The 25,132-nt window shown below is 69.0% G+C and carries 20 protein-coding genes and 1 tRNA gene; 13 read left to right on the forward strand and 8 right to left on the reverse strand.

The features are described 5' to 3' along the window. Window positions 1-49: 49 nt before the first annotated feature. Entirely contained in the window at window positions 50-1,297 is a 1,248-nt protein-coding gene (locus tag FK256_RS03270; RefSeq protein WP_211343514.1) for a YlbL family protein, read from the reverse strand. A 214-nt stretch (window positions 1,298-1,511) separates the two neighbouring features. Here FK256_RS03270 and FK256_RS03275 point away from each other — a divergent pair, with 214 nt between their 5' ends. Next, entirely contained in the window at window positions 1,512-3,056 is a 1,545-nt protein-coding gene (locus FK256_RS03275; RefSeq protein WP_141423707.1) for a zinc-dependent metalloprotease, read from the forward strand. A gap of 53 nt (window positions 3,057-3,109) precedes the next feature. Here FK256_RS03275 and FK256_RS03280 read toward each other — a convergent pair whose 3' ends face one another. Beyond that, window positions 3,110-3,619, reverse strand: coding sequence for a PPA1309 family protein (locus tag FK256_RS03280; protein WP_244936135.1), 510 nt, complete (start codon window positions 3,617-3,619; stop codon window positions 3,110-3,112). A gap of 384 nt (window positions 3,620-4,003) precedes the next feature. On the opposite strand from FK256_RS03280, the gene FK256_RS03285 reads away from it, so the two are divergent. The 3 genes from FK256_RS03285 (at window position 4,004) to ppk2 (ending at window position 8,359) form a co-directional block, all read left to right on the forward strand. Further along, a complete protein-coding gene (locus FK256_RS03285; protein ID WP_141423709.1) occupies window positions 4,004-7,186 on the forward strand; it encodes a UPF0182 family membrane protein in 3,183 nt (1,060 codons plus the stop codon). A 118-nt stretch (window positions 7,187-7,304) separates the two neighbouring features. Further along, window positions 7,305-7,381: transfer RNA gene (locus FK256_RS03290), tRNA-Met, on the forward strand. Window positions 7,382-7,519: 138 nt separating this feature from the next. After that, a complete protein-coding gene (gene ppk2 / locus FK256_RS03295; RefSeq protein WP_009232353.1) occupies window positions 7,520-8,359 on the forward strand; it encodes a polyphosphate kinase 2 in 840 nt (279 codons plus the stop codon). Here ppk2 and FK256_RS03300 read toward each other — a convergent pair. From FK256_RS03300 to FK256_RS03315, 4 genes are all read right to left on the reverse strand, one after another. Next, a complete protein-coding gene (locus FK256_RS03300) occupies window positions 8,356-9,111 on the reverse strand; it encodes an NAD-dependent protein deacylase (protein ID WP_141423710.1) in 756 nt (251 codons plus the stop codon). The two genes, ppk2 and FK256_RS03300, sit on opposite strands and share 4 nt — an antisense overlap. Window positions 9,112-9,121: 10 nt before the next feature. Next, complete coding sequence (locus FK256_RS03305) at window positions 9,122-9,553, reverse strand: hypothetical protein (protein WP_141423711.1); 432 nt, start codon at window positions 9,551-9,553, stop codon at window positions 9,122-9,124. 79 nt (window positions 9,554-9,632) lie between these two features. Continuing rightward, entirely contained in the window at window positions 9,633-10,229 is a 597-nt protein-coding gene (locus FK256_RS03310; RefSeq protein WP_009232350.1) for a sugar O-acetyltransferase, read from the reverse strand. 262 nt (window positions 10,230-10,491) lie between these two features. Continuing rightward, the gene (locus tag FK256_RS03315) at window positions 10,492-10,707 is read right to left on the reverse strand and encodes a DUF3107 domain-containing protein (RefSeq protein ID WP_009232349.1); all 216 of its coding nucleotides are present in this window, start codon (window positions 10,705-10,707) and stop codon (window positions 10,492-10,494) included. A gap of 245 nt (window positions 10,708-10,952) precedes the next feature. On the opposite strand from FK256_RS03315, the gene FK256_RS03320 reads away from it, so the two are divergent. Both FK256_RS03320 and FK256_RS03325 read left to right on the forward strand, forming a co-directional pair. Continuing rightward, window positions 10,953-14,564 carry a UrvD/REP family ATP-dependent DNA helicase gene (locus FK256_RS03320; protein ID WP_141423712.1) on the forward strand — a complete coding sequence of 1,204 codons (3,612 nt, stop codon included), beginning with the start codon at window positions 10,953-10,955 and terminating at the stop codon, window positions 14,562-14,564. Next, complete coding sequence (locus tag FK256_RS03325) at window positions 14,561-18,028, forward strand: ATP-dependent helicase (protein WP_141423713.1); 3,468 nt, start codon at window positions 14,561-14,563, stop codon at window positions 18,026-18,028. Before FK256_RS03320 ends, FK256_RS03325 begins: the two co-directional genes overlap by 4 nt. Before the next feature lie 175 nt (window positions 18,029-18,203). On the opposite strand, the gene FK256_RS03330 is transcribed toward FK256_RS03325, so the two are convergent. Next, the gene (locus FK256_RS03330) at window positions 18,204-19,511 is read right to left on the reverse strand and encodes a phosphotransferase (protein ID WP_141423714.1); all 1,308 of its coding nucleotides are present in this window, start codon (window positions 19,509-19,511) and stop codon (window positions 18,204-18,206) included. A 283-nt stretch (window positions 19,512-19,794) separates the two neighbouring features. On the opposite strand from FK256_RS03330, the gene FK256_RS03335 reads away from it, so the two are divergent. The 7 genes from FK256_RS03335 to FK256_RS03365 all read left to right on the forward strand — a co-directional run bounded on the left by FK256_RS03335 (window position 19,795) and on the right by FK256_RS03365 (window position 24,690). After that, window positions 19,795-21,045 carry a TadA family conjugal transfer-associated ATPase gene (locus tag FK256_RS03335; RefSeq protein ID WP_021606667.1) on the forward strand — a complete coding sequence of 417 codons (1,251 nt, stop codon included), beginning with the start codon at window positions 19,795-19,797 and terminating at the stop codon, window positions 21,043-21,045. Further along, window positions 21,045-21,896 (forward strand): type II secretion system F family protein, encoded by an 852-nt coding sequence (locus FK256_RS03340; RefSeq protein WP_141423715.1) that lies wholly within the window; start codon window positions 21,045-21,047, stop codon window positions 21,894-21,896. The genes FK256_RS03335 and FK256_RS03340 overlap by 1 nt, the downstream gene beginning before the upstream one ends. Continuing rightward, window positions 21,893-22,846, forward strand: coding sequence for a type II secretion system F family protein (locus tag FK256_RS03345; RefSeq protein WP_039894151.1), 954 nt, complete (start codon window positions 21,893-21,895; stop codon window positions 22,844-22,846). The genes FK256_RS03340 and FK256_RS03345 overlap by 4 nt, the downstream gene beginning before the upstream one ends. A gap of 83 nt (window positions 22,847-22,929) precedes the next feature. Further along, window positions 22,930-23,157: a hypothetical protein gene (locus FK256_RS03350; RefSeq protein WP_021606664.1), complete on the forward strand. Its 228-nt coding sequence runs from the start codon at window positions 22,930-22,932 to the stop codon at window positions 23,155-23,157. After that, the gene (locus FK256_RS03355; protein ID WP_414730891.1) at window positions 23,132-23,614 is read left to right on the forward strand and encodes a TadE family protein; all 483 of its coding nucleotides are present in this window, start codon (window positions 23,132-23,134) and stop codon (window positions 23,612-23,614) included. The genes FK256_RS03350 and FK256_RS03355 overlap by 26 nt, the downstream gene beginning before the upstream one ends. Window positions 23,615-23,677: 63 nt before the next feature. Then, the gene (locus tag FK256_RS03360) at window positions 23,678-24,187 is read left to right on the forward strand and encodes a hypothetical protein (protein WP_244936116.1); all 510 of its coding nucleotides are present in this window, start codon (window positions 23,678-23,680) and stop codon (window positions 24,185-24,187) included. 47 nt (window positions 24,188-24,234) lie between these two features. Then, window positions 24,235-24,690: a glycosyltransferase gene (locus FK256_RS03365; protein ID WP_141423890.1), complete on the forward strand. Its 456-nt coding sequence runs from the start codon at window positions 24,235-24,237 to the stop codon at window positions 24,688-24,690. 76 nt (window positions 24,691-24,766) lie between these two features. Here FK256_RS03365 and FK256_RS03370 read toward each other — a convergent pair whose 3' ends face one another. Further along, window positions 24,767-25,123, reverse strand: a complete 357-nt coding sequence (locus tag FK256_RS03370; protein WP_039894146.1) for a CBU_0592 family membrane protein — start codon at window positions 25,121-25,123, stop codon at window positions 24,767-24,769. Window positions 25,124-25,132: the final 9 nt, after the last annotated feature.

The raw sequence follows: 25,132 nt of genomic DNA on the forward strand, positions 1-25,132 counted from the left end.
TGAGGCGGCCAGAGGTGACCACGGGCCTGTGGATAACTCTGCCGGGCGCTCAGCGGGCGGAGCAGGTGGTCAGGCCGGAGGTGTTGCCCGAGGCGATCGCCTCGGTAGCGGTGACCGCCTCATGCAGGGTGCTCACGGCGAAGACCTGCATCCCCTCGGGCTCATGGTCCTTGACCTCGTCGCAGTTGCTCGCTGGCGCCAGGAAGAACTTCGAGCCGGAGTTGCGGGCTCCCGCCATCTTCTGCTGGATACCGCCGATGGGGCCGACCTGCCCATCCATATCGATCGTCCCAGTCCCTGCGATGTCCTTGCCACCGGTCAGGGAACCGGGGGTGATCTCGTCGACGACCCCCAGGGCGAACATCATTCCGGCACTGGGCCCGCCGACGTCGGACAGGCCGAAGGTGGCTTCCACCGGGCTGTCCACCGAGATCTTGAGGTTCAGCCCCAGCAGCGAGCCGGTGGTCCCCTCCTGTGGGGCGATCGTGGTGAGCGCGGCGGAGACCTGCTGCTCGCCGCGGCGCACGCCGAGTGAGACCCTCGTCCCCTCGGGGATGGTGGTCATCAGCTCGCGAAGCTGGGAGAAGGAGGTGATGGCGGTCGTCTCGCCGCCCTCGGGCGTGATGGACTCCAGGACGTCGTCGGCCTGGACCTCGGTGGAGGTCTGCTGCTCGGTCACTTCGGTGACGGTCAGGCGCATGGACGTGGCCAGGCCGGTCTCGATGAGCGCGGCGATGACGGCCGAGTCCTGCGAGGCGGTCATCTGGGCCTTGCCGGTCTCCTCGACCTGCTCGGCGCTCTGGTCCCGGGGGCAGACCTCGTTGCGGTCCACGATCCGCTTGTCCGATGAGAACCATGCGGCGATGAGGTCCGCGGTCGTCACCGGGTATCCGGGGCAGCCCGACACGGAGACGGTCGTCATCCGTAGGGCGCCTTCGGTCGGATAGGTCTCAGTGCCCGTGACCTTCAGCACGTCCTGGTCCGACGACGAGCCGTTGTCCAGCACGTTCCAGGTGGGGCCGGGGGCCTCGATGACCACGTTAAGCGGCACCATGAAAACGGCGACGACCAGGGCGACAACCAGGACGAACGCCCCTGCGGCCACGGCGCGCCGCAGCCTGCGCCGGTGCCAGTCCGGCTCGGGAAGGTCTTCGTCGAGCTCCTGCGGCAGGTCGACCCGGTCGATCCTGTCCTCGTCATTCTCCCGGGGCGGCTGGGGAAGGTCGGAACCGGTCGAGTCGGCCGCGTCGGCGGCGCTGTGCTGGTCTGGGTGCGTCACGCGCTCATCATGCGACATCTTCCATGGGAAGACAGACGATTATCGATACGAACTTGGCACGAAGTCGACACGATGACAACACGGCAGGGCGGGAGCGCGGATCGGAGAAGCATCTGGCACGCCGTCGGCGAACGGAGCATGGCCCCTATACAGGAATGGGTGCGACCATAAGGCCGTTAGTGACGATGTCCAGATAATGTTGTTCCAGCACCACCCGGCGAGAGGAAAGCCCGTGAGCGAGGACGCCTTCGACGAGCTCGAGAAGATGCTCGCATCACTTTTCGGCGAGCAGATGGCATCCGACGCCGTCGGGGCTCTGCGTTCATCCGGGGTGGATCCAAGCGCTATCGCCCAGATGCCGGGCGTGGGGGACATCTCCCAGCTCAGCCCCGGCCAGCTGCTGGCCATGCGTGCCCAGTTCCAGCAGATGTTCTCCGCCTCCACCACCGAGCCGGTCAACTGGCAGATGGGTCAGGAACTGGCCCTCCGTCAGGCGCGCGGCGACGGCGACCCCACGGTGACCGCCACGGTCGCCGACTCCACGCGCCAGGCCCTGCAGGTGGCCGACCTGTGGCTCGACACCGCCACCGAGCTCATGCCCGCCCCCGGGCAGCGGGAGGCCTGGAGTCGCAGCACCTGGGTCGAGCGCACCCTGCCGGTGTGGAAGGACGTGTGCGCCCCCGTGGCCGAGGCCGTTACCGCCGCCCTGGCCCGCACCCTGGAGAAGCAGATCCGTGAGATGCCCGCCGAGATGGAGCAGGCCGCCCAGCAGATGGGGGCGCTCGGATCCATCATGCGGACCATGGCGGGCACGGCCTTCGGACTCCAGATCGGCCAGGCCATCGGAGAGCTGGCCAAGGAGGCCCTGGGGGCGACGGACACCGGCCTGCCGCTGACCCGCGAACCGGGCACCGCGCTGATTCCCGCCAACGTGTCCGCCTTCGCCGAGGGCCTGGAGGTCGATGAGGACGAGGCCCGCATGTTCCTGGCGGTGCGCGAGGCTGCCACCGCCCGTCTCTACGCCCATGTGCCGTGGCTGCGCGGGCAGGTGCTCCAGGCTGTGGCCGCCTACGCCCGGGAGATCCGCATCGACACCGAGACCCTGGAGTCGGCGGTGGCCCAGGTGGATCCCAACGACCCCGACGCACTGCGCGAGGCTCTCGAGAGTGGACTGTTCGCACCCCAGGAGACACAGGCCCAGCGGGAGGCCCTTGAGAACCTGGAGACGCTGCTGGCCCTCGTCGAGGGCTGGGTCGAGGTGGTCACCGCCCGTGCCGCCTCACCCCATCTGCCCCACCTCATGGCGCTGGCCGAGATGATGCGCCGGCGCCGGGCCCAGGGCGGGGCCGCCGAACAGGTCTTCGCCCGCCTCATCGGGCTGACCTTCCGCCCCCGCCGGGCCCGGGAGGCCGCCGAGCTGTGGTCGCACCTGGGCGCCCAGGCCGGCGACGTCGAGCGCGATGCCTTCTGGAACCACCCCGACGTCATGCCCACCGCTTCCGAGCTCGCCAACCCCAGGGACTTTCTCACCATGCGGCGCATGGCCCAGGATATCGACGCCGAGATCGACGCCGACCTGGCCTCCCTCCTGGACGGCACCCTCGGGTACGCCGAGGGCGCCAAGGAGGCGGACGAGAACAGCCCCGAGGGGCTCGGGGACCGGATCTCCCCGTCTGCCACCGAGACCTCGCAGGAGCTGAACGATTCGGCAGCCTCTGACGGCGCCGACGACGACCGGCCCGAGGGTGCGGACTCGGACCACCCGGAAACGGACTGAGAGCGGGAAGGGTCGCGCGACGGCCTCGGCGCCCGCCCTCCCGAGGTCGGGGCCTACAGGAAAGTCGTCGCCAGCGCTTCGACCAGCCCCGGTACCAGCTGCTCGCCCTGGTAGACGGAGGCGTCGTCGTCATGGGCGCGTGAGCGCAGCGCGCACCAGGACTCGCCGCTGCGCAGGACCCCCACCACCATGCGGATGTCCTCACGGTCGGGGCGCGCCTGGAGGAAGGCGAGGCGCTCGGCGGCGTCGGCGATGGCGTCGGCCTCCTCCTGCGCCGCAGGGGGTAGAACCAGACGCTCGACGCTGATGGCCGCTCCGTGGACGGATTCGGGCCAGGCCAACTGGGCCAGCAGATGCTCCAGGTCCGCGGCGGCCGGCAGGCCCTCCTGCTCCACAACCGTGAGCAGCTCGAGGTCGGTGCGCGCTTCCTCCACGGCGGAGGCGTCCAGGAACTCTGCCAGGTCCGGGTCGGTCCGAAGGGCCTCGGCGGTGCGCGCCAGGGCGAAGACGCGCACCGGCTGGTCCCAGCCGAAGGCCGCCACGTGGACCTCGGTCTCCGCCACCGCACGGGCGAGGGCCCGACTCCGGGGAGAGGCGGACCGAACCCCATTGGCCGCAGAGGTCCCGGGAGCCGAAGCGGGGGAGGGCTCGGAAACGGCTCGACGCGACACGGAATCGGGGTCGGGCGGCGGGGTGGGCGTATCGTCAGTCACGGGGCCATCGTCTCACCGGCGCCTCTGACGGATCGAATGACACGGCCCCGTGTGCACGGCTTTCGCGCTGCGGCCGGCCGGAAGTCGGCTTCTCGCCTTCTCGCCCCGAAGAAGGTTTATGGACGCGTCGATGGTGTGTGGGACGATGGCCCGAGCGGCCCTTCCGGCCGATGGCGCCGCGCTGGACCATGCGCGGGGCAGCGTAACAACGTACGTCAGACAGGGAGCAGGATCGTGAGTACCACGCCCGATGACGAGTCCCGGGACTCTTCCTCCGACGAGTCCTCGAGCACGTCTTCCGGCTCGTCCCGGCAGAAGAAATCCTCCAGTGACAGGACAGGGCTGTTCGGCTTGGGGCGCTTCGGTAGAGGCGGGATCCGCCCTCCGCGCGCACCGCGCAGCAGGACCGCGCGGCGTCGTCCCGGGCCCCTGGCGCTGACCATCTCGATCATCGCCGCGATCGCCGTCATCATCGGCATCATGTCGCAGGTGTGGACCGAGGTCCTCTGGTACAGCCAGATCGGCTACGCCCGCGTGTTGTGGACGCAGTGGATTGCTCTCATTGTCCTGTTCCTGGTGGGGTTCGCCGTCATGTTCGGAGCCGTCTTCGTCTCGATGACGGCGGCCTACCGGGCCCGGGAGATCGGGGTGCCCGACGACGAGGCCACCCGTAACCTGGAGGCTTACCGCACGGTCATCGAGCCCCTGCGACGGCGCCTGACTTGGGCGGTGCCCGCTGTGCTGGCTCTGTTCGGCTCGGCCTGGGAGCTGGCCCCCAGCTGGCGCGAGGTTCTCCTGGCCTTCAATGCGCAGTCCTTCGGCGTCAAGGATCCCCAGTTCGGTATCGACGTCTCCTTCTACATCTTCATTCTGCCCGCCGTGCTGATACTCCTCTCCTTCCTGTCGGGCGTCGTCCTGTTCTCCGGGGTGGCCTCCGTCGTCGTCCACTACCTGTACGGCGGCATCTCCGTGGTGCGCAGGCCCCACTTCACCAAGGCGGCCCGCATCCACCTGGCCGTCTTCCTGGCGCTGTACGCTGTCATCCGGGCGGTGGGCTACTGGCTGGGGCGCTACAGCGCCCTGTACGCCTCCAACTCCAAGTTCGACGGCGCCAACTACACCGACGTCAACGCGGTCATCCCCGCCAACGCCATCCTCGCGGCAATCGCCTTGGCAGTGGCGATCCTCTTCATCGCCTCGGTGCGCTCCAGCTCCTGGCGCCTGCCGATCATCGGTGTGGTCGTCATGATCGTCTCCTCGCTGGTGGTGGGCACCGCCTACCCGCTGGTGATCCAGAACTTCGTCGTCGACCCCAACGCCCAGCGCCAGGAGGCGGAGTACATCCAGCGCAACATCAACGCCACCAAGGCCGCCTACGGCCTGGAGAATGTGGAGACCACCAACTACGACGCCACGACGACGGCGACGGCCGGACAGCTGGAGAAGGACGCGGAATCCACCGCCTCGATCCGTCTGCTCGACCCGGGCCTGGTCTCACCGACCTTCCAGCAGCTCCAGCAGAACAAGCAGTACTACTCGTTTGCGAACCGCCTCAACGTGGACCGCTACAAGTTGGACTCCACCAGTCGGGACACGGTCATCGCCGTGCGGGAGCTGAACCTGTCCGGCCTCGGTGAGGGGCAGCAGACCTGGGTCAACGAGCACACGGTGTACACCCACGGCTACGGCGTGGTGAACGCCTACGGCAACACGGTGGCCTCCGGCGGCTATCCCTCCTTCTGGGAAGGCGGTATCCCGTCCAAGGGGGACCTGGGCGAGTACGAGCCCCGGATCTACTTCGGTCAGTCCTTGCCGTCGTACTCCATCGTCGGCGGCAAGGATAACGGCTCGCCGCGCGAGCTGGACTACCCCGATGACGAGTCCAAGACCGGCCAGGTCAACACCACCTTCTCCGGCAACGGCGGGCCGAGCGTATCGAACCCGCTCAACCGGCTGCTCTACGCCGCCAAGTTCCAGGAGGCCAACATCCTCTTCTCCCAGGAGGTGCGCGAGGGCTCCCAGATCCTCTACGACCGGAACCCGGCCACGCGCGTCTCCAAGGTGGCCCCCTGGCTGACCTTGGACAACAGCCCCTACCCGGCCGTCGTCGACCATGACGACAACCCGGCCACGCCCAAGCGGGTGATGTGGATCCTCGACGGCTACACCACCACGAACAACTATCCCTACTCCCAGCACGAGTCGCTGGCCAAGGCCTCGGCCACCGCCAACGGCCAGGGCGGACTGCTCGGGGCGCCGGAGGAGTCCAACTACGTGCGCAACTCCGTCAAGGCCGTCGTCGACGCCTACGACGGATCGGTCAAGCTCTACCAGTGGGACGACAAGGACCCGATCCTCAAGGCCTGGGAGAAGGTCTTCCCCGGCTCGGTCACGCCCATGAGTCAGATGAGCGCCGACCTCATCGCGCACATGCGCTACCCGGAGGACCTGTTCAACGTCCAGCGCACGATGATGGCGAGCTATCACGTCAACGATGCCGCGGAGTTCTACTCCGGTGGTGACTTCTGGAAGATCCCAGATGACCCGACCACGACCAACCAGGACCAGCAGGCCCCCTACTACCTGACCCTCAAGATGCCGGGCCAGGATCAGGCGACCTTCTCCCTGTCCAGCGTCTACATCATCGGCGGAAACACTAACCGCAACGTGCTCACCGGCTTCCTCGCGGTGGACTCCGAGACGTCTCCCGGAACCGGGAAGAAGGGCGAGCGCAGTCCCAGCTACGGCAAACTGAGACTCCTGGAGCTGCCGAGGTCATCGAACGTCTCCGGGCCGGGCCAGGTCCAGAATATCTTCGACTCCAACCCGACGGCCTCCACGACCCTGAACCTGCTCTCCCAGCAGGGCTCCCAGGTCATCAAGGGCAACCTGCTGACGCTGCCCGTGGGAGGCGGCCTGCTCTACGTCCAGCCGGTCTACGTCCAGTCCTCATCCGGTACGCAATACCCGCTACTGCGCAAGGTGCTGGTCTCCTTCGGAGACAACGTCGGCTTCGCGGATACCCTCTCCGAGGCGCTCGACCAGGTCTTCGGCGGCAATTCCGGGGCGACGACGGGGGAGCAGGCCGTTAACGGGGATGCCGGCGCCGCCAATGACACCAATGAGTCCACCGATGGCAACAATCCGACGGCGGGCGGGGGAGCGGCCTCGCCGGCCCCCAGCGCCGAGACCACGGCCTCCGCAAGCGCACCGGCGTCCCAGTCCGCGGACCCGTCGGCTTCTGGAGCCTCGGATCCGAAGGCGGAACTCAGTCAGGCCCTGTCGGACGCCCAGGCCGCGATGACCGATTCGGACAACGCCAGGAGCAAGGGCGACTGGGCCGCCTACGGTGAGGCGCAGAAGCGCCTCAGTGACGCCGTTAACCGGGCCGCCGCCGCACAGCAGAAGATGGGCTGAGCGCACTGCCTGCGACATGAGGACGTGCCCTGCCACCCGCCTCACCGGGCGGTGAGCAAGGGCACGTCCTCGCTATTTGCCCTGAGGGCGCGACGGAGCCTAAGGTTGGTCTCGCCAACGCGGGGTGGAGCAGTTCGGTAGCTCGCCGGGCTCATAACCCGGAGGTCGCAGGTTCGAATCCTGTCCCCGCTACCACTCCAGAGGAGCCCGGTCCTTCCCAGGACCGGGCTCCTCTGCTCTGTCTGTGCGGAGGATTGTCGGTTGGGGTTGTGGGTTGTCTGCGCGCTCGGCGGATCTGTGCGAAACTCAAGTATGGCGAAGAAGCACCCCACCATGGACCGTTCCCTGTACGAGGCCGAGCTGCTGAGGCTGCAGGCGGAGCTGGTCGAGATGCAGGAGTGGGTCAGGGCCACTGGAGCCCGCGTCGTCGTCATCTTCGAGGGGCGTGATGCGGCCGGCAAGGGCGGAGCGATCAAGCGCATCACCGAGTACCTCAACCCGCGCATCGCTCGTGTGGTCGCGCTGCCTGTGCCCACCGAGCGCGAGCGCACCCAGTGGTACTTCCAGCGCTACATCGCGCACCTGCCCGCTGCTGGTGAGATCTGCCTGTTCGACCGCTCCTGGTACAACCGCGGCGGCGTCGAGCACGTTATGGGCTACTGCACCCCGGAGGAGCACCGGCGCTTCCTCCAGCAGTGCCCGGTCTTCGAGAGGATGCTCGTCGACGACGGCATCCTGCTGCGCAAGTACTGGTTCTCCGTGCCCCAGAAGGAGCAGTACAAGCGCTTCAAATCGAGGATGACCGACCCCATGCGCCGATGGAAGCTCTCGCCCACGGACCTGGAGGCTCTGCCCCGCTGGGAGGACTACTCGCGCGCCAAGGACGAGATGTTCGTCCACACCGACATCGACTCCGCCCGCTGGCACGTCGTGGAGTCCGCGGACAAGCGTAAGGCGCGCATCAATATGATCCACCACCTGCTGGAGTCCATCCCCTACCAGCACGTGGAACGCCCAGAGATGAAGTTCCCGAAGAAGGCCTCATTGCCGTCGACGGGCTACCGCCGTACGGATCGTTCCCTTCAGAGCGAGGTGCCCGACTACGCTGCCACTCTCAGTGAGTCTGAGGTACCCGAGCGCTACGTGGACCTTGAGGACCAGGGGATCGGTTAGGGAAGCCGCCCCAGGCGCTCCAGCTCCTGGAAGACCTGGCCGACCGGCTCGCGGACGATGAGGTCGGCGCGGGAGTCGTAGGGAGTAGGAGTCGCGTTCATGAGGACCAGGCGCTCACCGGCGTAGTAGTCGATGAGGCCCGCCGCCGGGTAGACGACCAGGCTCGTTCCCGCCACGATGAGCAGGTCCGCCTCCGAAATCGCCCGGACGGCGCCCTCGAGGACATCGCTGTCCAGCATTTCGCCGTAGAACACGATGTCCGGCCGCAGCACCGAGTCGCATTCGCGGCAGCGGGGAACCGCACCGGAGCGGGCGTCGTCGACGTCGGAGAGCGAGAATCGTTCGCCGCAGCCGGTGCAGATCAGGCGCGACCAGTTGCCGTGCAGCTCGAGGACCCGCTCGGAGCCCGCTCGCTGGTGGAGGCCGTCGATGTTCTGCGTGACCACGGCCGACAGCCTCCCGGCCCTCTCCAGGTCGGCCACGAACCTGTGGGCGGCATTGGGGGCGACTCCCTCGCGGGCGTTCTCCTGGGCGAACCACTCCCAGTAGGCCTGCGGGTTCACCGTGAAGAAGTCGATGGAGAGCACCTGCTCCAGGGGGATCTCGCGGTCCTGGTGGTAGAAGCCCTTAGCGCCCCGGAAGTCCGGGATGCCGGACTCCGTGGAGACCCCGGCGCCGCCGAAGAAGACGATGCGCTTGGACTCCGCGATCCACTGGGTGAGCAGGCCCCATTGGCTGTCCTGTTGGTCCATGCACCCCAGCCTAACGCCGGAAGCCGCCCTGGCAGGGGCGGAGGCGGAACCCGTCGCGACGCCAGACGAGGTACAGGCTCAAGGCGCACGTGAGAGTCGACAGCGTCCCGGTGGCATAGCGCTCGAAGGCGCTGGCGGTGATGAAGAGATTGAACACCGAGGCGATAAGCAGCCACAGGGTCGAGACGTACACGATGCTGCGCGCGGTGCGATCACGTAGAGGACGGTGCAGCAGGCCGCCGTACCTGAGGTACGCCAGGGCGCAAGCTGACCAGGTCAGGAAGAAGGCCAGGTTGAGCGGCCTGAGCATGGGAGGGGAGACGGTGTAGGCCCCGCCCAGGACGAACCGTCCCAGAGGAAGACCCAGGGCCAGTAACAGCTGCAGCACACCGTTGGCGAGGAAGGAGGCGGCGCACACAGCCGCGATCACGGGTGACCTCATGAGAGCGACTGTATCGGTCCGCATCCTGACAACGTGAAGAATCGAGGAGTAGGTAGACAGCTCAGCGTTGAGTTAGGTTTCAGTGGATTGGCCGGTAGTTGGTGCGATCGGCCTCGGTCACGTCCCGAATTACCCGAGCCGGGTTGCCCGCAGCGATGACACCGGGTGGGATGCTGCGGGTAACAACGCTGCCTCCTCCGACCACACTACTCGAGCCAATGGCCACGCCGGGGAGGACCGTGACGTTGCCACCGATCCAGACGTCGTCGCCGATCGTGATCGGACGAGCTCGGCAGGCGCCGTCGGCGCGCTCACGAGGATCCAGCGCATGGTTGGAGGTGTACAGGCCGACCTTGGGGCCCAGAAGCACATTGTCTCCGATGGAGATGGGGGCGCCGTCGAGCATGACGCAGTCGAAGTTCGCAAAGAAATGGGAGCCGAGGTGGATATTGCGTCCGAACTCGCACCGGAACGTCGGCTCGAGGTTCACTTCGCGGCCCATCGACCCCACGATCCGACGCAACAAGGCCTCACGTTCCTCAGCGGGCCGACCGTAAGAGCGGTTGTAGACATCAATGGCCTGGACGGCTTCGACCCGAGCTGCAATGAGTTCGGGTGTCAGGTCATCGTACATCGCGCCAGTAGCCATATGAGCGAATTGCTCCGTCAGGTTCATGCTGACCGGTCCTATTTCCTGCTGTGTCGGTTCATCGTCTCAAAGAGACTAGACCCGATGCGGTCTCGTGGGTGATGGCATGGGATCCGGGTAAGAAATCGAGCGATTACTACCGCCCGATTTCCCGGATATCCGGGGTGTTGATCTCAGCCTCTTTGCAGGACGCCGAGCAGAACGGCAAGGGCCCAGACCGACGGCGGAATGGTTTGGATTGTGGTCCGCCAGATCTGGGCTCTTTGCGCGCTCGCCCAGAAGAAGAGGCTCAGATACCGAAGCCGACCCGGCGGGGCTCGGCCTCGCCAAGCTCCACGTACGCCAGAGACCCGGCCGGGACGAAGACCTTGCGCCCCTTGTCATCGGTGAGGGTGACGGCCTTGGTCTCGGCGTCGGCCACGGCGGCCAGCACCTTCTCCTGCGAGTCGGAGGTCTCCAGCGAGAGCTCGCGGCTGGCGTGCTTGATTCCGATCGTGACCTGCATGGGACTCCTTCGCATCATCTGTGTGCCGTATAGAGCGGCGTGCCGCCCGTCGGGGAGGGGCGCGAACCTGACCTGATCCTAGAGGCGCAAGGATGCGCCCGACGCCCGAGCGCCCTGGGAACCGCGCCGTTTCGCGTCACGCGGACATGCGAGTCGCCGACTTCCGGGGAGGGGAGGGCCTCGTCGGCGGTGACGATCCCTTAACGACGTACGCTCATGTCAGTTGCTCGTGGTGAGATGGTCCCATGTCCCAGGACCCCGTCCGTCTCCTTCCGCCCCCTGAGGCGCCGGAGCTCCCCGCTGCCGACGCCGATGGGCAGCGGGTCCTGGATCGCGTGGCCGAGGGCACCAACGTCGTCGTCCTGGGGGCGCCGGGGACCGGCAAGACGTCGCTGGCCCTGAGACTGCTGGCCGAGGCGGTCGCCGGTGGTCGGGACGCCGTCCTGCTCGCCCCCACCCGCGCGCGTGCGGACTGGCTGCGCGGCCGGGCCGCCCACCTGCTGCGCGAGGGCCACGGTGACGGTGTTGTGCGGGTGCGCACCCCCGCCGCCCTCGCCCTGACGATCCTGACCACCTCACTGACCAGGCGACCTGACCCACTGCCGCCTCCGGTCCTCCTGGCCGGTGCGGAGGAGGACTCCGTCCTGGCCTCTATGATCAGCGCCATCAGTTGGCCGGGGCTCCCTGCCGAGGCAACCGGCTCCAGGGCCTTCCGCTCCGAACTGCGCAACCTTCTGGCGCGCGCCGGAGAGCTCGGCATCACCGCCGACGAGCTGGCCGACCTGGGGCGACGGCTCGACGTCCCCATCTGGGGGCCGGCCGCGCAGCTCCTGCGCACCTGGGATGCGCAGGGCAGGCCCAGCGCCGACAGGAGGGCGCAGACCCGCAAGATGGACACCGCCCGCCTCCAGGACCGGGCCGTGGAATCCCTAAGGACGTGGGGCTCCGACGGCGTCACCGTGCCCCGCCCCGTCCCCGACCTCGTCATCGTCGATGACTACCAGGACTGTACGGCCGCCACCGCTCGGCTCCTGACGGCCCTGGCCACCCCGGACCCCGATGGGCACCGGGCGCAGATCGTGGTCGTGGGAGACCCGGACGTTGCGGTGGAGACCTTCCGCGGCGGCACGCCCAGTCTGCTGATCGCCGCTGAGGACAACTCGGGGTTGGGGGCCACCCGACTGCGGCTGAGTACCTGCTACCGGGGCGACCCGGTGATCGCGATGGCGGTCGCCGACCAGAGCGCCCGCGTCCCGGTGACGGGGACCGCCGCCCACCGGCGGACGACCCTGGCCCCCCGTACTCCGGTATCGCGCATCCTCCAGGCGCCCGACGAGGACCGGGCGGCGCCGGCAGGCGTCGAGGCGATCCTGGCCTCGAGCAGCTGGCAGGAGCGCGCCCACGTCGCCCGCGTGCTGCGGCTCGAGCACGTCCACCACGGAACCCCCTGGTCACAGATGGCGGTCGTCGTCCGGAGCGCCAACGAGGCTGAGGCTCTCGCCAGGGATCTGCGCAGGAGGGGGGTGCCCCTGGCCTCCCGCACACCCGCGGTACTGCTGCGCGCAGAACCGGCCGCGGCCGCTCTTCTGGATATCGTGCGCGCAGGCCTTCGCGACCAGCTGGGGGACGGAGGCGAACCGCCGCAGCGCGAGGCCGCCATCAACCTGCTCACCAGTCCCCTGGTGGGGTTGACCACCATGGACCTGCGCCGACTGCGTCGCAGACTGCGCCAGGACCATGACGCGGCCCAGCTCGCGACGAGCACCGGAGAGGCGGAGGCATCCGGAGGAACGGACACGCGGGCCGGCGCCGACGCCGCGCTCCTGGCCCTGTTGACGGACGCCGATCGGGCCGGCGCCCTCGCCCACTCCCTGGAGGGGGAGTCCCTCGGCATCCAGGCGGGCCGGCTCCTCACCGCCTCCCGGATCATCGAGGCCCTGCGCACCGCCATGCGCGACACGGTCACCGATGCCCCTCGTGACGTCGAGGCCCTCCTGTGGGCCGCCTGGGATGCCTCCGGCAGGGCGGAGGCGTGGCGCGCCACCGCCCTGCGGCCCTCCGGCGACTCTGCGCGCTCGGTCCTGTCCGAGGCCGCAGAGCACGACCTCGACGTCGTCACCACCCTGTTCAAGCGCGCCGAGGTCTGGGCCGAGCGCCACCCGGGCCAGGACGCGAGCGGCTTCCTGGCCGAGCTCGACGCCGAGGTCCTCCCCTCCGACTCCGTGGCCCCCCAGGGCAGGCGCCCCGAGGGCGTCGCCGTCATGACCCCGGCGCGCTGTGCGGGCCAGGAATGGGAATTCGTCGTGGTCACCGGCCTGGAACGCGACCGCTGGCCCGACCTGCGTCTGCGCGATTCGCTGACCCGCACCGGCCTCCTCGTCGACGCCGTCACCGACCGCCTGCCTGTGGGAGCCGACGTCGCAGGAACCGCGGGTGATAACGGAGACGACGGAGCCATCGCGGCTGCCCAGGCGCAGGTGCGCGCCGATGAGCGGCGCATGCTCATCATGGCTCTCTCTCGCGCCTCCCGCCGTCTCCTGCTGACCGCCACTGCCGACGCCGAGCACGCTCCCTCGCCCTTCCTGATGGAGATCGCCTGGGCCACTGGAATCCAGCTCGCCGACGATGACGGTGCACCCATCGTCACTCCCGACACCGGGGACCTCACCCTGCGCGGCCTGGTGGGGGAGCTGCGCCGTGCTGCCGTCGCCGGGAGTCTGGAGACCGCCGCCCCCGCTGAACGCCGACTCGGCCGGGCGGCCGCCGCGATGCTCGCCGAACTCGCCGACCAGAACGTCCCCGGTGCTGACCCCGCCACCTGGATCGGCGCCGGAGGGCCCACCTCCACCACCCCGCTCGTCGCCGAGGGGCAGCGGATACGGGTCAGCCCCTCCGACGTCGAGGGCCTGTCCGCCTGCCCGCTCAAATGGTTCCTGTCACGCAACGGCGGCTCGGCCCCGGCTGGTGACGCCCAGACCTTGGGCAGTCTCGTTCATGCCGTCGCAGAAAAGGCGGAGAGGGAGCACCTGCGCGGTCCCGCCCTGCGGGAGCTCTTCGAAGAGCGCCTGGGCGACCTCGGCTACCCCGACACCTGGCAGGGCGGCCTGGCCGCTGACCGCGCCCGCGCCATGATCGAGCGCCTCGACGCCTACCTGAAAGACTGCGACGCCCTGGGCATTCGCGCCGACGTCGAGCAGCCCGTCCGAGCCCACCTCGACATTCCGCTGGAGGTGCTCAGCCCAGAGGTGCGCAGCCGGGTGGAGGAACGGGTGCCCGCCTCCGGACCGCGGATCCTGCCCGTGACGATTTCGGGGCGCATCGACAGGCTCGAGCACCTCGGCGAGGCCCCTCAAGACGGCCCGGACGGCGATGAGGAGAACGACGTCGTGCGGGTCATGGACCTCAAGACCGGCCGGCGCGTCCCCAGGGCCGCCCATCGCCACCCTCAGCTCGCGGTATACCAGCTCGCCTTGAGCTCGCAGGGACTCGACGTCATCGGCGGGGCCCTCGTACTCCTGGGCAAGGAGCCCACCAGGCGGTCCGCGGACGGCTACGTCCTGGCCCCTGTGGGCGCCGCCCTCGATCCCAACCCTTACGTGCTGCACCTGCCCAGTGATGATCTCGACACCGACCCCATCGACCCGGAACTCGAGGACGAGAGCGGTGGCGGCGCCGCAGATGATGCCGAGGCCCCGGCTGAGTTCCGGCAGGACTACTGGACCGAGGATCTCGTGGCGAGTGCGGCCGTGGCCGGCCTGGGGCCCCTGATCGAGGCCCGCACCGGCGAGCAATGCCGCACCTGCATGGTCAAGGACTCCTGTCCCGTTCAGGTCGAGGGAAGGCGAGTCGTCTCATGAGCCCTACCAGCACCGGCGAGCTCACCCCGAAGTCACTGGCCATCGCGCTGGGGATCCACACCCCCACTCAGGAGCAGGCGCGCGTCATCGCCCACCGGCTCAGCCCGCTCCTGGTCGTCGCCGGTGCCGGATCGGGCAAGACGGCCACGATGGCGCAGCGGGTCGTCTACCTGATCGCCACCGGACAGGTCCGCCCCGACCAGGTCCTCGGACTGACCTTCACCCGCAAGGCCACCTCCGAACTGGACCAGCGCGTCGCCTCCCGCCTGTCCGGCCTGGGAGCAGCCGGTCTGCTCCCGACCACAGCGCTGGACGGTGGGGGCATCGGCGATGCGGGCGACTTCGGAGAGCCGACGATCGCCACCTACAACTCCTTCGCCGGCTCACTGGTGCGCGACCACGGCCTGCGCATCGGCGTCGACCCCGACTCCGCCCTCATCACCCAGGCCCGGTCCTGGCAGATCGTCACCTCCCTGATTGAGGCGCGCACGCTCCCTCTGCCCAGCGAGAGCCTCGTTCACAACGCGAACGCGGCCCTGGTCCTGAGCGACGCCCTGAGTCAGAACCTGCTAACCATTGACGAGGCCGCTGAGAACCTGGCCGACCTAAACGAGCAGTTCACGGCCCTGGCCTCCATCAAGGGCTGCAAGACACTGGTCGGCAAGGCACCGGCCGTCATGGCCGAGTGGGAGGCCCTGTTCGACGTCGTCGCCGAGCTGCAGCGCTACAAGCGCTGCCACGGTCTGCTCGACTTCGGCGACCAGATCGCCCTGGCCTGCACCATCGCCGAGTCCGTCCCCGAGGCAGCCGCCCAGGTACGAGCCCAGTACCCCGCCGTCCTGCTGGACGAGTTCCAGGACACCTCGGTCGCCCAGGTCCGACTCCTGTCCGCACTCTTCGCCGACTCCGGGGTGACCGCCGTCGGCGACCCGCATCAGGCCATCTACGGGTGGCGCGGGGCGAGCGCCGGAGCGCTGGACACCTTCCACCAGCGCTTCAATCCCACCGGAACCGCCCGCCTCGCCTCCGGGGAACTTCCGGCCGACGCCGCCCCCGTCCTGGAGCTGTCGACCTCCTGGCGTAATGACTCCGCTATCCTCGAGGCCGCCAATGCCGTCTCGGCGCCCCTGCGCTCCGGCGTCATCCAGGACGGGGATCCGGTGGGAGAGCACATCGCCGTCGCGCCCCTGCGGGCCCGGCCCGTCGCCTTCGGCCTGAAGCCGGGCACGGTGCACGGAGCCTTTCTCCAGGATCCCGTCGAGGAGGCCCGTACCGTCGCCGGCTTCCTCGCCGAGCGCTGGTCGCCCAGCGCCGAGATGGCCGTCCTGTGTCGCACTCGGGTGCAGATGGAGCCCATCGCTGCCGAGCTGGAGACGGCCGGTGTGCCCTACACGATCGTGGGCCTGGGCGGGATGCTGTACGTCCCCGAGGTCGCCGATGTCCGCGCCCTGCTGACCGTCGCCTCCGATCCCGCGCGCGGGGACCGGGTGGTCAGGCTTCTGACCGGTTTCGGCATCGGCGCCGGCGACCTGCGCGCCCTGGCGGCGTTGGCCCGTGAGGTCGTCCGCCCGGCCCCGGAGGCGAGCAGGACCGCTACGGAGAGCCGAAGTGCCCAGGACGAGGCCGACTCGCCGCTGATCAGCGAAGCCCTGGACACCCTGCTGCGATGGCACGAGGAGGGGACGGAGGACCTGGCGTCCGCTGTCGAGCTGACGCCGGCGGGGCTCGCCGTCGCCCTGCGCACCGCCCGGGCGATCAGGCGCGTCCGCGAGGCCATCGCTCTGCCCCTTCCCGACCTTGTCGCCCTGGCCGAGCAAGCCCTCGACCTTGACATCGAGATCGCCGCCCGAGTCGGCAACCCGATGGGGCACCGCGCCCTCGACTCCTTCCAGGAGACGGCCCTCGCCTTCGCCACGGACACCGACTCGGCCACGCTCACTGGCTTCCTGGAGTGGCTCGACGCCGCCGAGGAGCACGAGGACGCCATGAGCGCTCCCGAGGTCGACCCCTCGCCCGGGGCGGTCCAGCTCCTCACCGTTCACGCCGCCAAGGGCCTGGAGTGGGATGTCGTCGCCGTGCCCGGCATGGTTGAACAGGTCTTCCCCTCCTACACCAGCAGTGCCAAGGTCGACCTGAGCGTAGTGGAGACGGGGTGGATGGGCAGCACCTCGACCTTCCCGTTCCCCCTGCGGGCCGATGCCGACGACCTGCCTCCCTTCTCCGTCGGTGGTCTCGACCCCGCTGTCACGGACAAGTCTCTTCTGGCTGAGACCATGACCATCTACAAGGAGGCCCTGGGGCGCCACAGCCTGCGCGAGGAGCGCCGCCTGGCCTATGTCGCCTTCACTCGGGCCCGCCACGAGCTCCTCCTGACCGGCTCCCACCTGTCCAAGACCGCCTCTAAATCGCGCCCGCCGTCGCGCTTCCTCACCGAGCTCCGACGGCGCGACCTGCTCGTCGTCCACGGAGACGGCTGGGTCTACTTCGACGATTCCCGCCCGAACCCGCTGGTCGCCCTGAGCCACGTGGGCACCTGGCCCCTGGACGCCGAGGAACCGGAGACGCCGGGCACCGCGGGAGAACGCGGAGACGAAGAACCTCCCGCGGACCGGGCCGTCGCCCTGCGCCGGGCCCGGCGGGCGGCCGCCGCCCAGGTCGCAAAGGCCATGAGCGACGCCGGCCCCGCCGATGCGGACCCCGCCGCGGCCATCGATGCCGGGCCAGGGGCAGAGGGGGCCGATGAGACACTGCGGCGATGGCGGCTCGAGGCGGGCCTCCTCCTGGCAGAGCGCGCCAGGGCCTCGGCGGCGACGCCCGCAGTCCGCATGCCCGAGCACCTGGCCGCCACGCGCCTGGACGACCTGCGCGCCGACCGGCTGCGCTTCGCCCTCGAACTGCGCCGCCCCCTCCCGCCCGAGCCTCGCGCCGCCGGCCGGCTGGGAACCGTCTTCCACGACGCCGTCGCCCAGCGCCTGAGCGCACGCGGCACTCTGTTCGACTTGGCCGAGGCGGGCGTTCCCGACGGCCTCGCCCCCCGGGATCGGGCCCGTATCGAGCGCTGGCTGGAGACGGCCGAGAACCTGCCACTCCTGGAGGACTACGTCCTGGCCGAGACCGAGACGGAACGGGAGATCACCATCGGCGCCACCACCCTGCGCTGCCGCATGGATGCCGTCTTCCGCCGCCTGGATGGGACCGGCTGGCTCATCGTCGACTGGAAGACCGGGCGCCGCCGGGTCCCCGTCGACCAGCTCAGCGTCTACGTCCACGCTTGGGCGGCGTCCCAGGGCGTGCCGACCGGCTCGGTGCGCGCCGCCTACGTGTACGTCGACTACCCCGGAGGACGTATCGACGAGCTCAGCGCCGCCGGCCTGCTCGGCCTCGACCAGATCGGGGCGGCCCTGACTCCCGACTCCTCGACCAACGAGATGACGCCTCTTCCCGCACCCGAGCAGCCGGGCTAACGCCGACTTCGGGCCGGCCTCGGCTTAACCACTCGGGCTGAAGCGCACTCGGTCCGGCAAACAGCTGTTGGACGGCGGCCTGCTCGGCATCGTCAACCTGGTGTGAGCCAGCGCCTTCCCGGTACTCATGAGTCGCAACCCGCTGACCTGACCCCGATAGGGGCGGGAGGCGGAGTCAGTCGTCCTCGTCGTCGACGCGCACCATTGCCACCGGGTTGGTGATCGCGTCGGGCTCCGCGGGCTCGCGCTCCCCGGGCACCGGCGCCAGCCGGGGCGCGGCAGGCTCCACCAGCGGGGCATCGCCCACCTGGGCGGCCAGGTCCTCCAGCATCGCCACCGCGTCATTGATGACCGGCTTGTCCCCGGTCCTGACCCCGTGCAGGAGCCATCGTGCCAGGCTGAGCTCACTGACCAGCTCGGCCCGCTCGCGCAGATGCCGGTCCACTCCCTCGGAGCGGGCGATATCGTAAGCATCCTCGATGGAGTCCAGACAGTCTACCGGCGCCGAGGAGTACACCCAGGCCAGGTCCTCGGCCGGATCACCCACGTGCGCCTGCGACCAGCCACGCACGGCCACGACCGTGCCGCCGGCCACCAGCACGTTCTCCTCGGCGAGGTCGCCGTGGACCACGGCGGGGCGGAACCGCCACAGGGCCGTGTCCTCCAGCGCTTGCTCCCAGCGTCCCAGCAGGGTAGGCGGGGTCTTGCCCGTCGCGGCGGCGTCGTCCAGAAGACTCAGCCAACGTCGGCGCACCTCCTCGGCGTCGTAGACCGGCATGCCCGCCTCGGAGATCACCGACATGTCCAGCTCGTGGATCTCGCCGAGGGCCTTGCCCAATCCCGCCGACATCCCCGGCCCCGGGCGGAGCGCCTCCACAGGGATCGGCTTGCCCTCCACATGGGAGCGGACCTGGATGTGGGCGCCCTGCTGGCGCAGCGACCCGCTGACGCGAGGCACGTCGAAGGAGAGCCGCCCGTCGTCGACGACCCGGCCGATGCGCCGCAGCACTTCAGCCTCCGCCTCCAGGGACGCGCCGACGGCGTCGGTGCGCGCCTCATGAACCTCCCAGTGCCGGCCCTGGGTGTCGATGACGCCGGTGATATGCCGCTCCGGGGTCTCGGACTGCGGCAGCGCCAGGCGAGCCGGGTTGAGCCCGGCGACGGCGACGCTCGCCATCGCAGCCAGAGCCAGGGCCGAATGGCGGGGGCGGTGAGTGGCGGATTGGGTCTCCGGAGTCGGCCGGCTGTTCCTGGGCGGGCCGGCCGACGCGCCCGGTAACGGGGCGACGACGACGGGCGCCCGGTAGTCGTCGTCATGCCCGCCGGGATGCTCGGCCTGCTGCTTGCCGTGGTCGTCATGGTCGTCGCCAGCCGGAGCCGCAGCGCGCTCGACGTCGGAGGCCGCCTCATCGGTGAGATCGTCGACACGGCCGTCGACATCGGTGCTGCCGGGGGCGTCCGGGGACTGCGGAGGCTGTGACATGGTCCAACCGTAGGCGACAGGTCCCATATCTCGCAGGACAGCCGCGCCCGTCCGCTGGCGGCAAACGTCGAGAACGGTGGGAAACAGGCCGATGAAGATTCAACGCTTCCCGGGTTATCCACAGGCTATGCCGAGGTGGTGGCCAATTCGTGACCAGGTGCCCTAGAGTTTATCCGTGACATCGGTCACCGACCGGCCGGTGCATCTGAGTTCAACGCAGAGCTCCTGCTCGATCCGCAATCATCTACACCCGATCCCATTCAGATACTCGCTGAGAGGCATCATGGACGCTGCCGATCTCCTTCTCACGGAGGTTCGTGAGCTGGTTCGCGCTCGCGGAATCGATCCGCTCAAGGACAACTCCGACCTCGAACGGCTTGTCACCGAGGCCGAGGACGACTACTTGCGCCGCTCCGACGCCGGTCTCGTCCCGCCGCTCGTCGATCCCACGGGAGCCCGCTGTCACGTGCTGGACTCCATGGCGGGCCTGGGGCCGCTCCAGAACTACCTTGACGACGAGTCCATCGAGGAGATCTGGATCAATGCCCCCGGTCGTGTCTTCGTCGCCCGCTCCGGGCGCCCCGAGCTGACCACCACGATCCTGGAGAACGAGGACCTCACCGTCCTGGTCGAACGGATGCTGCGGGCCTCCGGGCGCCGCCTGGACCTGTCCAGCCCCTTCGTCGACGCCCAGTTGGCGGGCGGCCAGCGCCTTCACGTCGTCATCCCGCCCATCACCTCTCAGCACTGGGCGGTCAACATCCGTAAGCACACCTCCCGCGCCTCGCGCACCAGTGACCTCGTGCGCATGGGCTCCCTGACCAGCCAGGTGGCCGCCTTCCTGGACGCCTCCGTGCAGTCCGGCCTCAACATTCTGGTCTCGGGGGCCACCCAGGCCGGAAAGACCACGATGGTCCGGGCACTGGCCGGAGCCATCCCCGGCGGACAGCGGGTCATCTCCTGCGAGGAGGTTTTCGAACTGGCCTTGAGGAACCGGGACTGTGTGGCCATGCAGACCCGGCCGCCCAACCTCGAAGGCGTTGGCGAGATCAGCCTGCGTCGCCTGGTCAAGGAGGCCCTGCGCATGCGCCCTGACCGCCTCCTTATCGGCGAGGTCCGCGAGGCCGAGGCTCTCGACCTTCTTATCGCCATGAACTCTGGGCTCCCTTCGATGTGTACATTGCACGCCAACTCCGCGCGAGAGGCCGTCATTAAGATCTGCACTCTGCCCCTGCTGGCGGGGGAGAACGTCTCTAGCGACTTCGTGGTCCCCACCGTCGCCAGCGCCATCGATCTGGTCGTCCACCTCGACCTGGACCGCAACGGACGCCGCACCGTCAGAGAGGTCGCCGCCATGTCGGGCAGGGTCGAGAACGGCGTCATCGAGCTCTCCGACGTTTTCCACCGCGATTCCGCCGGCAACCTCGTGCGGGGCGCGGGTGCGCCCGGCGCCGCCGAGCGGTTCAGTCGAGCCGGCTACGACCTCACGGCGCTGTTGAACGGGCGCCCCGCCGTCGGCAAGGAGGCCTACTGATGGGCGCCGTCGCCGGACTCCTCGGGGGAGTGGGAATGCTGCTCATCTGGATGGCCTGCACCTCCGATCCGCCCCAGTGGCGCTCGAGACGCTCTCGTCTCCTTGCGGACATCCTGGTTCAGGCCGGTGCCGGCCGCACCAGCCCCACGATGTTCGTCCTGGGCTCGCTCGGACTGGGACTGCTCATCGGCATGGTTTTCCTGGGAATATCGCGGGCCTGGCCGGTCGCCGTCTCCTTCGCGGCCATCTTCACGGCGATTCCCTTCCTCATCATCTCCTCGCGGGCACGCAACCGACGGACCCGCCTGCGCGAGGTATGGCCCGAGGCCGTCGATACCCTCGTCTCGGGGGTTCGCGCGGGCATGAGCCTGCCCGAAGCCCTGACCAACCTCGGAGAGCGCGGCCCGGAGGCCGTCCGTCCGCAGTTCCGGGCCTTCGCCGCCGACTATGCCGCCACAGCCCGCTTCGATAACTCCCTGGACCGGCTTAAGGCCCGCTTCGCCGACCCCGTCGCCGACCGAATCGTCGAGGCCCTACGCCTGGCTCACGAGGTCGGCGGTACCGACCTGGGTACTCTGCTGCGCTCTCTGTCGCAGATGCTGCGCGAGGACATGCGCACCCGCGGCGAGCTCGAGGCGCGCCAGTCCTGGACCGTCAACGGCGCCAAGGTCGCCGTCGCCGCCCCGTGGTTCGTTCTGGCGCTGTTATCCACCCGTTCTCAGGCGGCGGCCGCCTACGCCACCGCGACCGGTGCCGTCATCCTTCTGGCCGGGGCCGTTGTCTCGATCATCGCCTACCGGCTCATGCTGCGCCTGGGGCGCCTCCCTGAAGAGGAGAGGATGCTGCGATGACACCACTCAACGCAACATTCGTCGGAGGACTTGCGGGACTGGTGGGAGCAGTGGGGGTCCTGGTCATCATCTCGGCCGTACGCCGACGCCGGCCCACCCTCATGGCCAGACTGGAGCCCTACGTCCACCAGCAGCCCACCACCTCGGGCCTTCTGACCGCCCCGGCGGGGCTGACCTCGGACGGGCGCACCGTCGTCGGTCTGCTCATGGCCTCTACTGCCGGTGTCCTCAACCTCGGCCGGATGATGGAAACCCTGGGGTCCTCGGCGGAGTCGGTCCGTCGGCGCCTCATGCGGTCCGGATCGCCCCTTGGCCTGGACCAGTTCCGCCTCCAACAGGTCCTGTGGTCGACGACGGCGCTCCTCCTCGTCCTGGCAACCGGTGGACTGGCGGCCCTGATCAGGTCCGTCAACGTTCCGGCACTCATCATCCTGTCCGTCTTGGCCACCGTGGCCGGGGCTGCCGCCCGCGACTGGTGGCTCAGCCGGGCCGTGGCGAAACGGCTGTCGCGAATCGAGGCCCAGCTGCCCGACGTCGTCGAGCTCCTCGCTCTGGCCGTGGGGGCCGGTCAGGGACCCGTGGCCGCCATCGAACGCGTCGTTGCGCTCGGGCGAGGCGATCTCATCGAGGAGCTGGGTGCCACCTTGACCGACATCCGCTCCGGCACCGTCCTGTCCACCGCCCTGGACCGTATGGAGAGGCGGGTCGGTTCCGTCCACGTCACTCGTCTGTGCGAGGCCATCGTCGTGGCTCTCGAGCGCGGTACACCTCTGGCTGATGTCCTGCGGTCCCAGGCGACCGACGTGCGCGAGGCGGCGCGTCAGGACCTCATGGAGGAGGGAGGCAGACGCGAGATTGCGCAAATGGTCCCCGTCGTCTTCCTCGTGCTGCCCATCACCGTCGTCTTCGCCCTCTTCCCGGGCCTGTTCGTCCTCAGGCTGGGGGTGTAGCGCATCCATCGTCCCCTTCTGCCCTCCGGCCCTCCTCGCCCCGTCTTTTCGATCAGCTTCCCACCCGTCGCCAAGGAGCAGTCATGAAGCGCATCCTTCTCTCGCCTCGTTCGTCCCGTCTCGCCCTCAGGTCGTGGTGGAGGTCTCGCCCGGCCCGGATCGATCTGACTGACGAGCGCGGTGATGTCCCCGGCTGGGTCCTGGTGACCCTCATGACCGCCGGTCTCGTCGTGGCCCTGTGGACGGTGGCCGGCAGCACGCTGACCGAGGTCTTCCTCAACGCCATTGCGAAGGTCACGAGTGCTATCTGATCAGGATCGCCGTCGGGCGCCGTGTGAGAGCCGCGCCGCCCTTCGGGACTGTTGGCGCCGAGTGCGAGCTCAAAGCGAGTCGGGTTCGGCCGTCGTCGACTTCGTCCTGGTCGGCGCGCTCGTCATCACCGTGTTCGTGGCCCTCCTCCAGGTCGCACTGGGCGTCTACGCGCGCAACGTCCTCACCGACGCCGCCGGTGACGGGGCCCGTCGGGCTGCCCTGGTCGGGGGGACCGAGGCCGAGGCCCGTCAGCGGGTGCAGACCCTGTCCGAGGCGGCGCTGCGTCGTGGCTACGTGGATACCATCTCTGTCGCGCGGGTCCCCTCCGGCGACCTGTCGATCGTTGAGGTGACGGTGACGGCGCCCTTTCCGGTTCTGGGACTCTTCGGACCCGCAGGGACACTGACGGTGAAGGGACACGCGGTTGATGAGTCCTCCCTGGTCCGGGAGAAGTGAGCGCAGGTGATCCTCGTGGCCTTTCCCAGGATTCTCAGACGCCTTGCCTCGGGACTTCCGGGCGTGAGACGCATTGCCACAGTCGGTCTGCGCACGCGGCGGACCGTGCACCGACTCCGGTGCGTTTTCGGGGGTGTCGGCCGCTATCCCCGGGCGTTGGTGCACCGGGAGGAGGGCAACGCCGTTGTCGAGTTCATCGGTTGGAGCGTCATCCTGGTCGTACCCGTCCTCTACCTCGTGGTCGCGCTCGCTCAGATCCAAGCCACGACCTTCGCCGTCGCCTCGGCGGCCGACGCCGCCAGCCGTGTCTTGGAGGTCGACGACTCGCCATCCGCCATGGACAAGGCTCAGGTGGCGGTGGGGCTGGCCCTGTCCGATCAGGGAATCGACGCCGATCCGGCCGGATCGCTGATGGTCACCTGCGCCTACGGCTGCGCTCGAGGGCAGACCGCGGTCGTCAAGGTCGCGGTCGGCGTGGACCTGCCGGGCTTCGCCTCCCTGGGGATCGGCCGCGACGTCGTCGTCGTGGACACCGAACGGTCCATCACCTTGCCGGGCAAGGAGGAGCCGTGAGCGGGAGGCCGGTCCCCGGGAGCGTTCTTCGACGAGTGTCGAAGCAGATGCGTCGCCTGCGCCGGGAGGAGGATGGACAGACGCTCCTGCTGGGAATCGGGCTCATCTGTATCGTCTTCGCCCTGCTGTTCATCGCGGCCTCGGCGACAGCCGTCTACCTAGACCTCAAGACTCTCACGTCGCTGGCGGATTCGGCCGCGGCCGCGGGAGCAGACGGAACGGACGCGAACCCGTACTACGGGGGCGATGGGACGGGCGCGGCGCCCGGCGTTCTGACCGATGCGGAGGTGGGCGTCAACGCCTCTGCCGATCTGTCGGCCCAGCCGGCGGCCGCCAAGCTGGCGGGGACCACGATCATCGGCGCCCGGGCCGCCGATGGCCAGACCGCCGTGGTGACGCTGCAAGCCCGCTCCCGTCCGCCCTTCCTGCCCTGGGGCATCATCCCCGCCGATGGCTTCACCATCACCGCCACCGGTTCGGCCCGAATGACGACGACGCAGTGAGCCGACAGACTCACTGCGCCGTAGCGGGTTGGTTGGGCTGCTGCTGAGCGGGATGGTGACGGGCTGGGAGCCGTAGTCAGGCCTGCTCGACGAAGCCCGTTGAGACGACGGGGGAGGAGTGCCGGTGCAGGTGCATCCGGGCGCGCAGCTCCTCCTTCTGCCGACGTGAGAGCTGGGCGATGTAGGCCCGCTTCACCGTGAACAGGATGTTGATGCCCACCAGGAGGTAGAAGGCGTTGGCGATGACGCTGGGCCAGGCCCCGGAGCTCGCGCAGTTGATGGTCAGCAGTACCGAACCTGTGATGTTGAGGGCCTGGTACTTGAGGGAATCGCCCGCGATCGTGCCCTTGGAGACCAGGAAGTAGGCCACGAGGAGCTCGGCGGCACCGATCCAGCCGCCGAGAGAGATGAGGGAGGGGAGCACATCGTTCACGGAACCGAT

Source organism: Actinomyces johnsonii, from assembly GCF_006546835.1.
GTDB lineage: Bacteria > Actinomycetota > Actinomycetes > Actinomycetales > Actinomycetaceae > Actinomyces > Actinomyces johnsonii.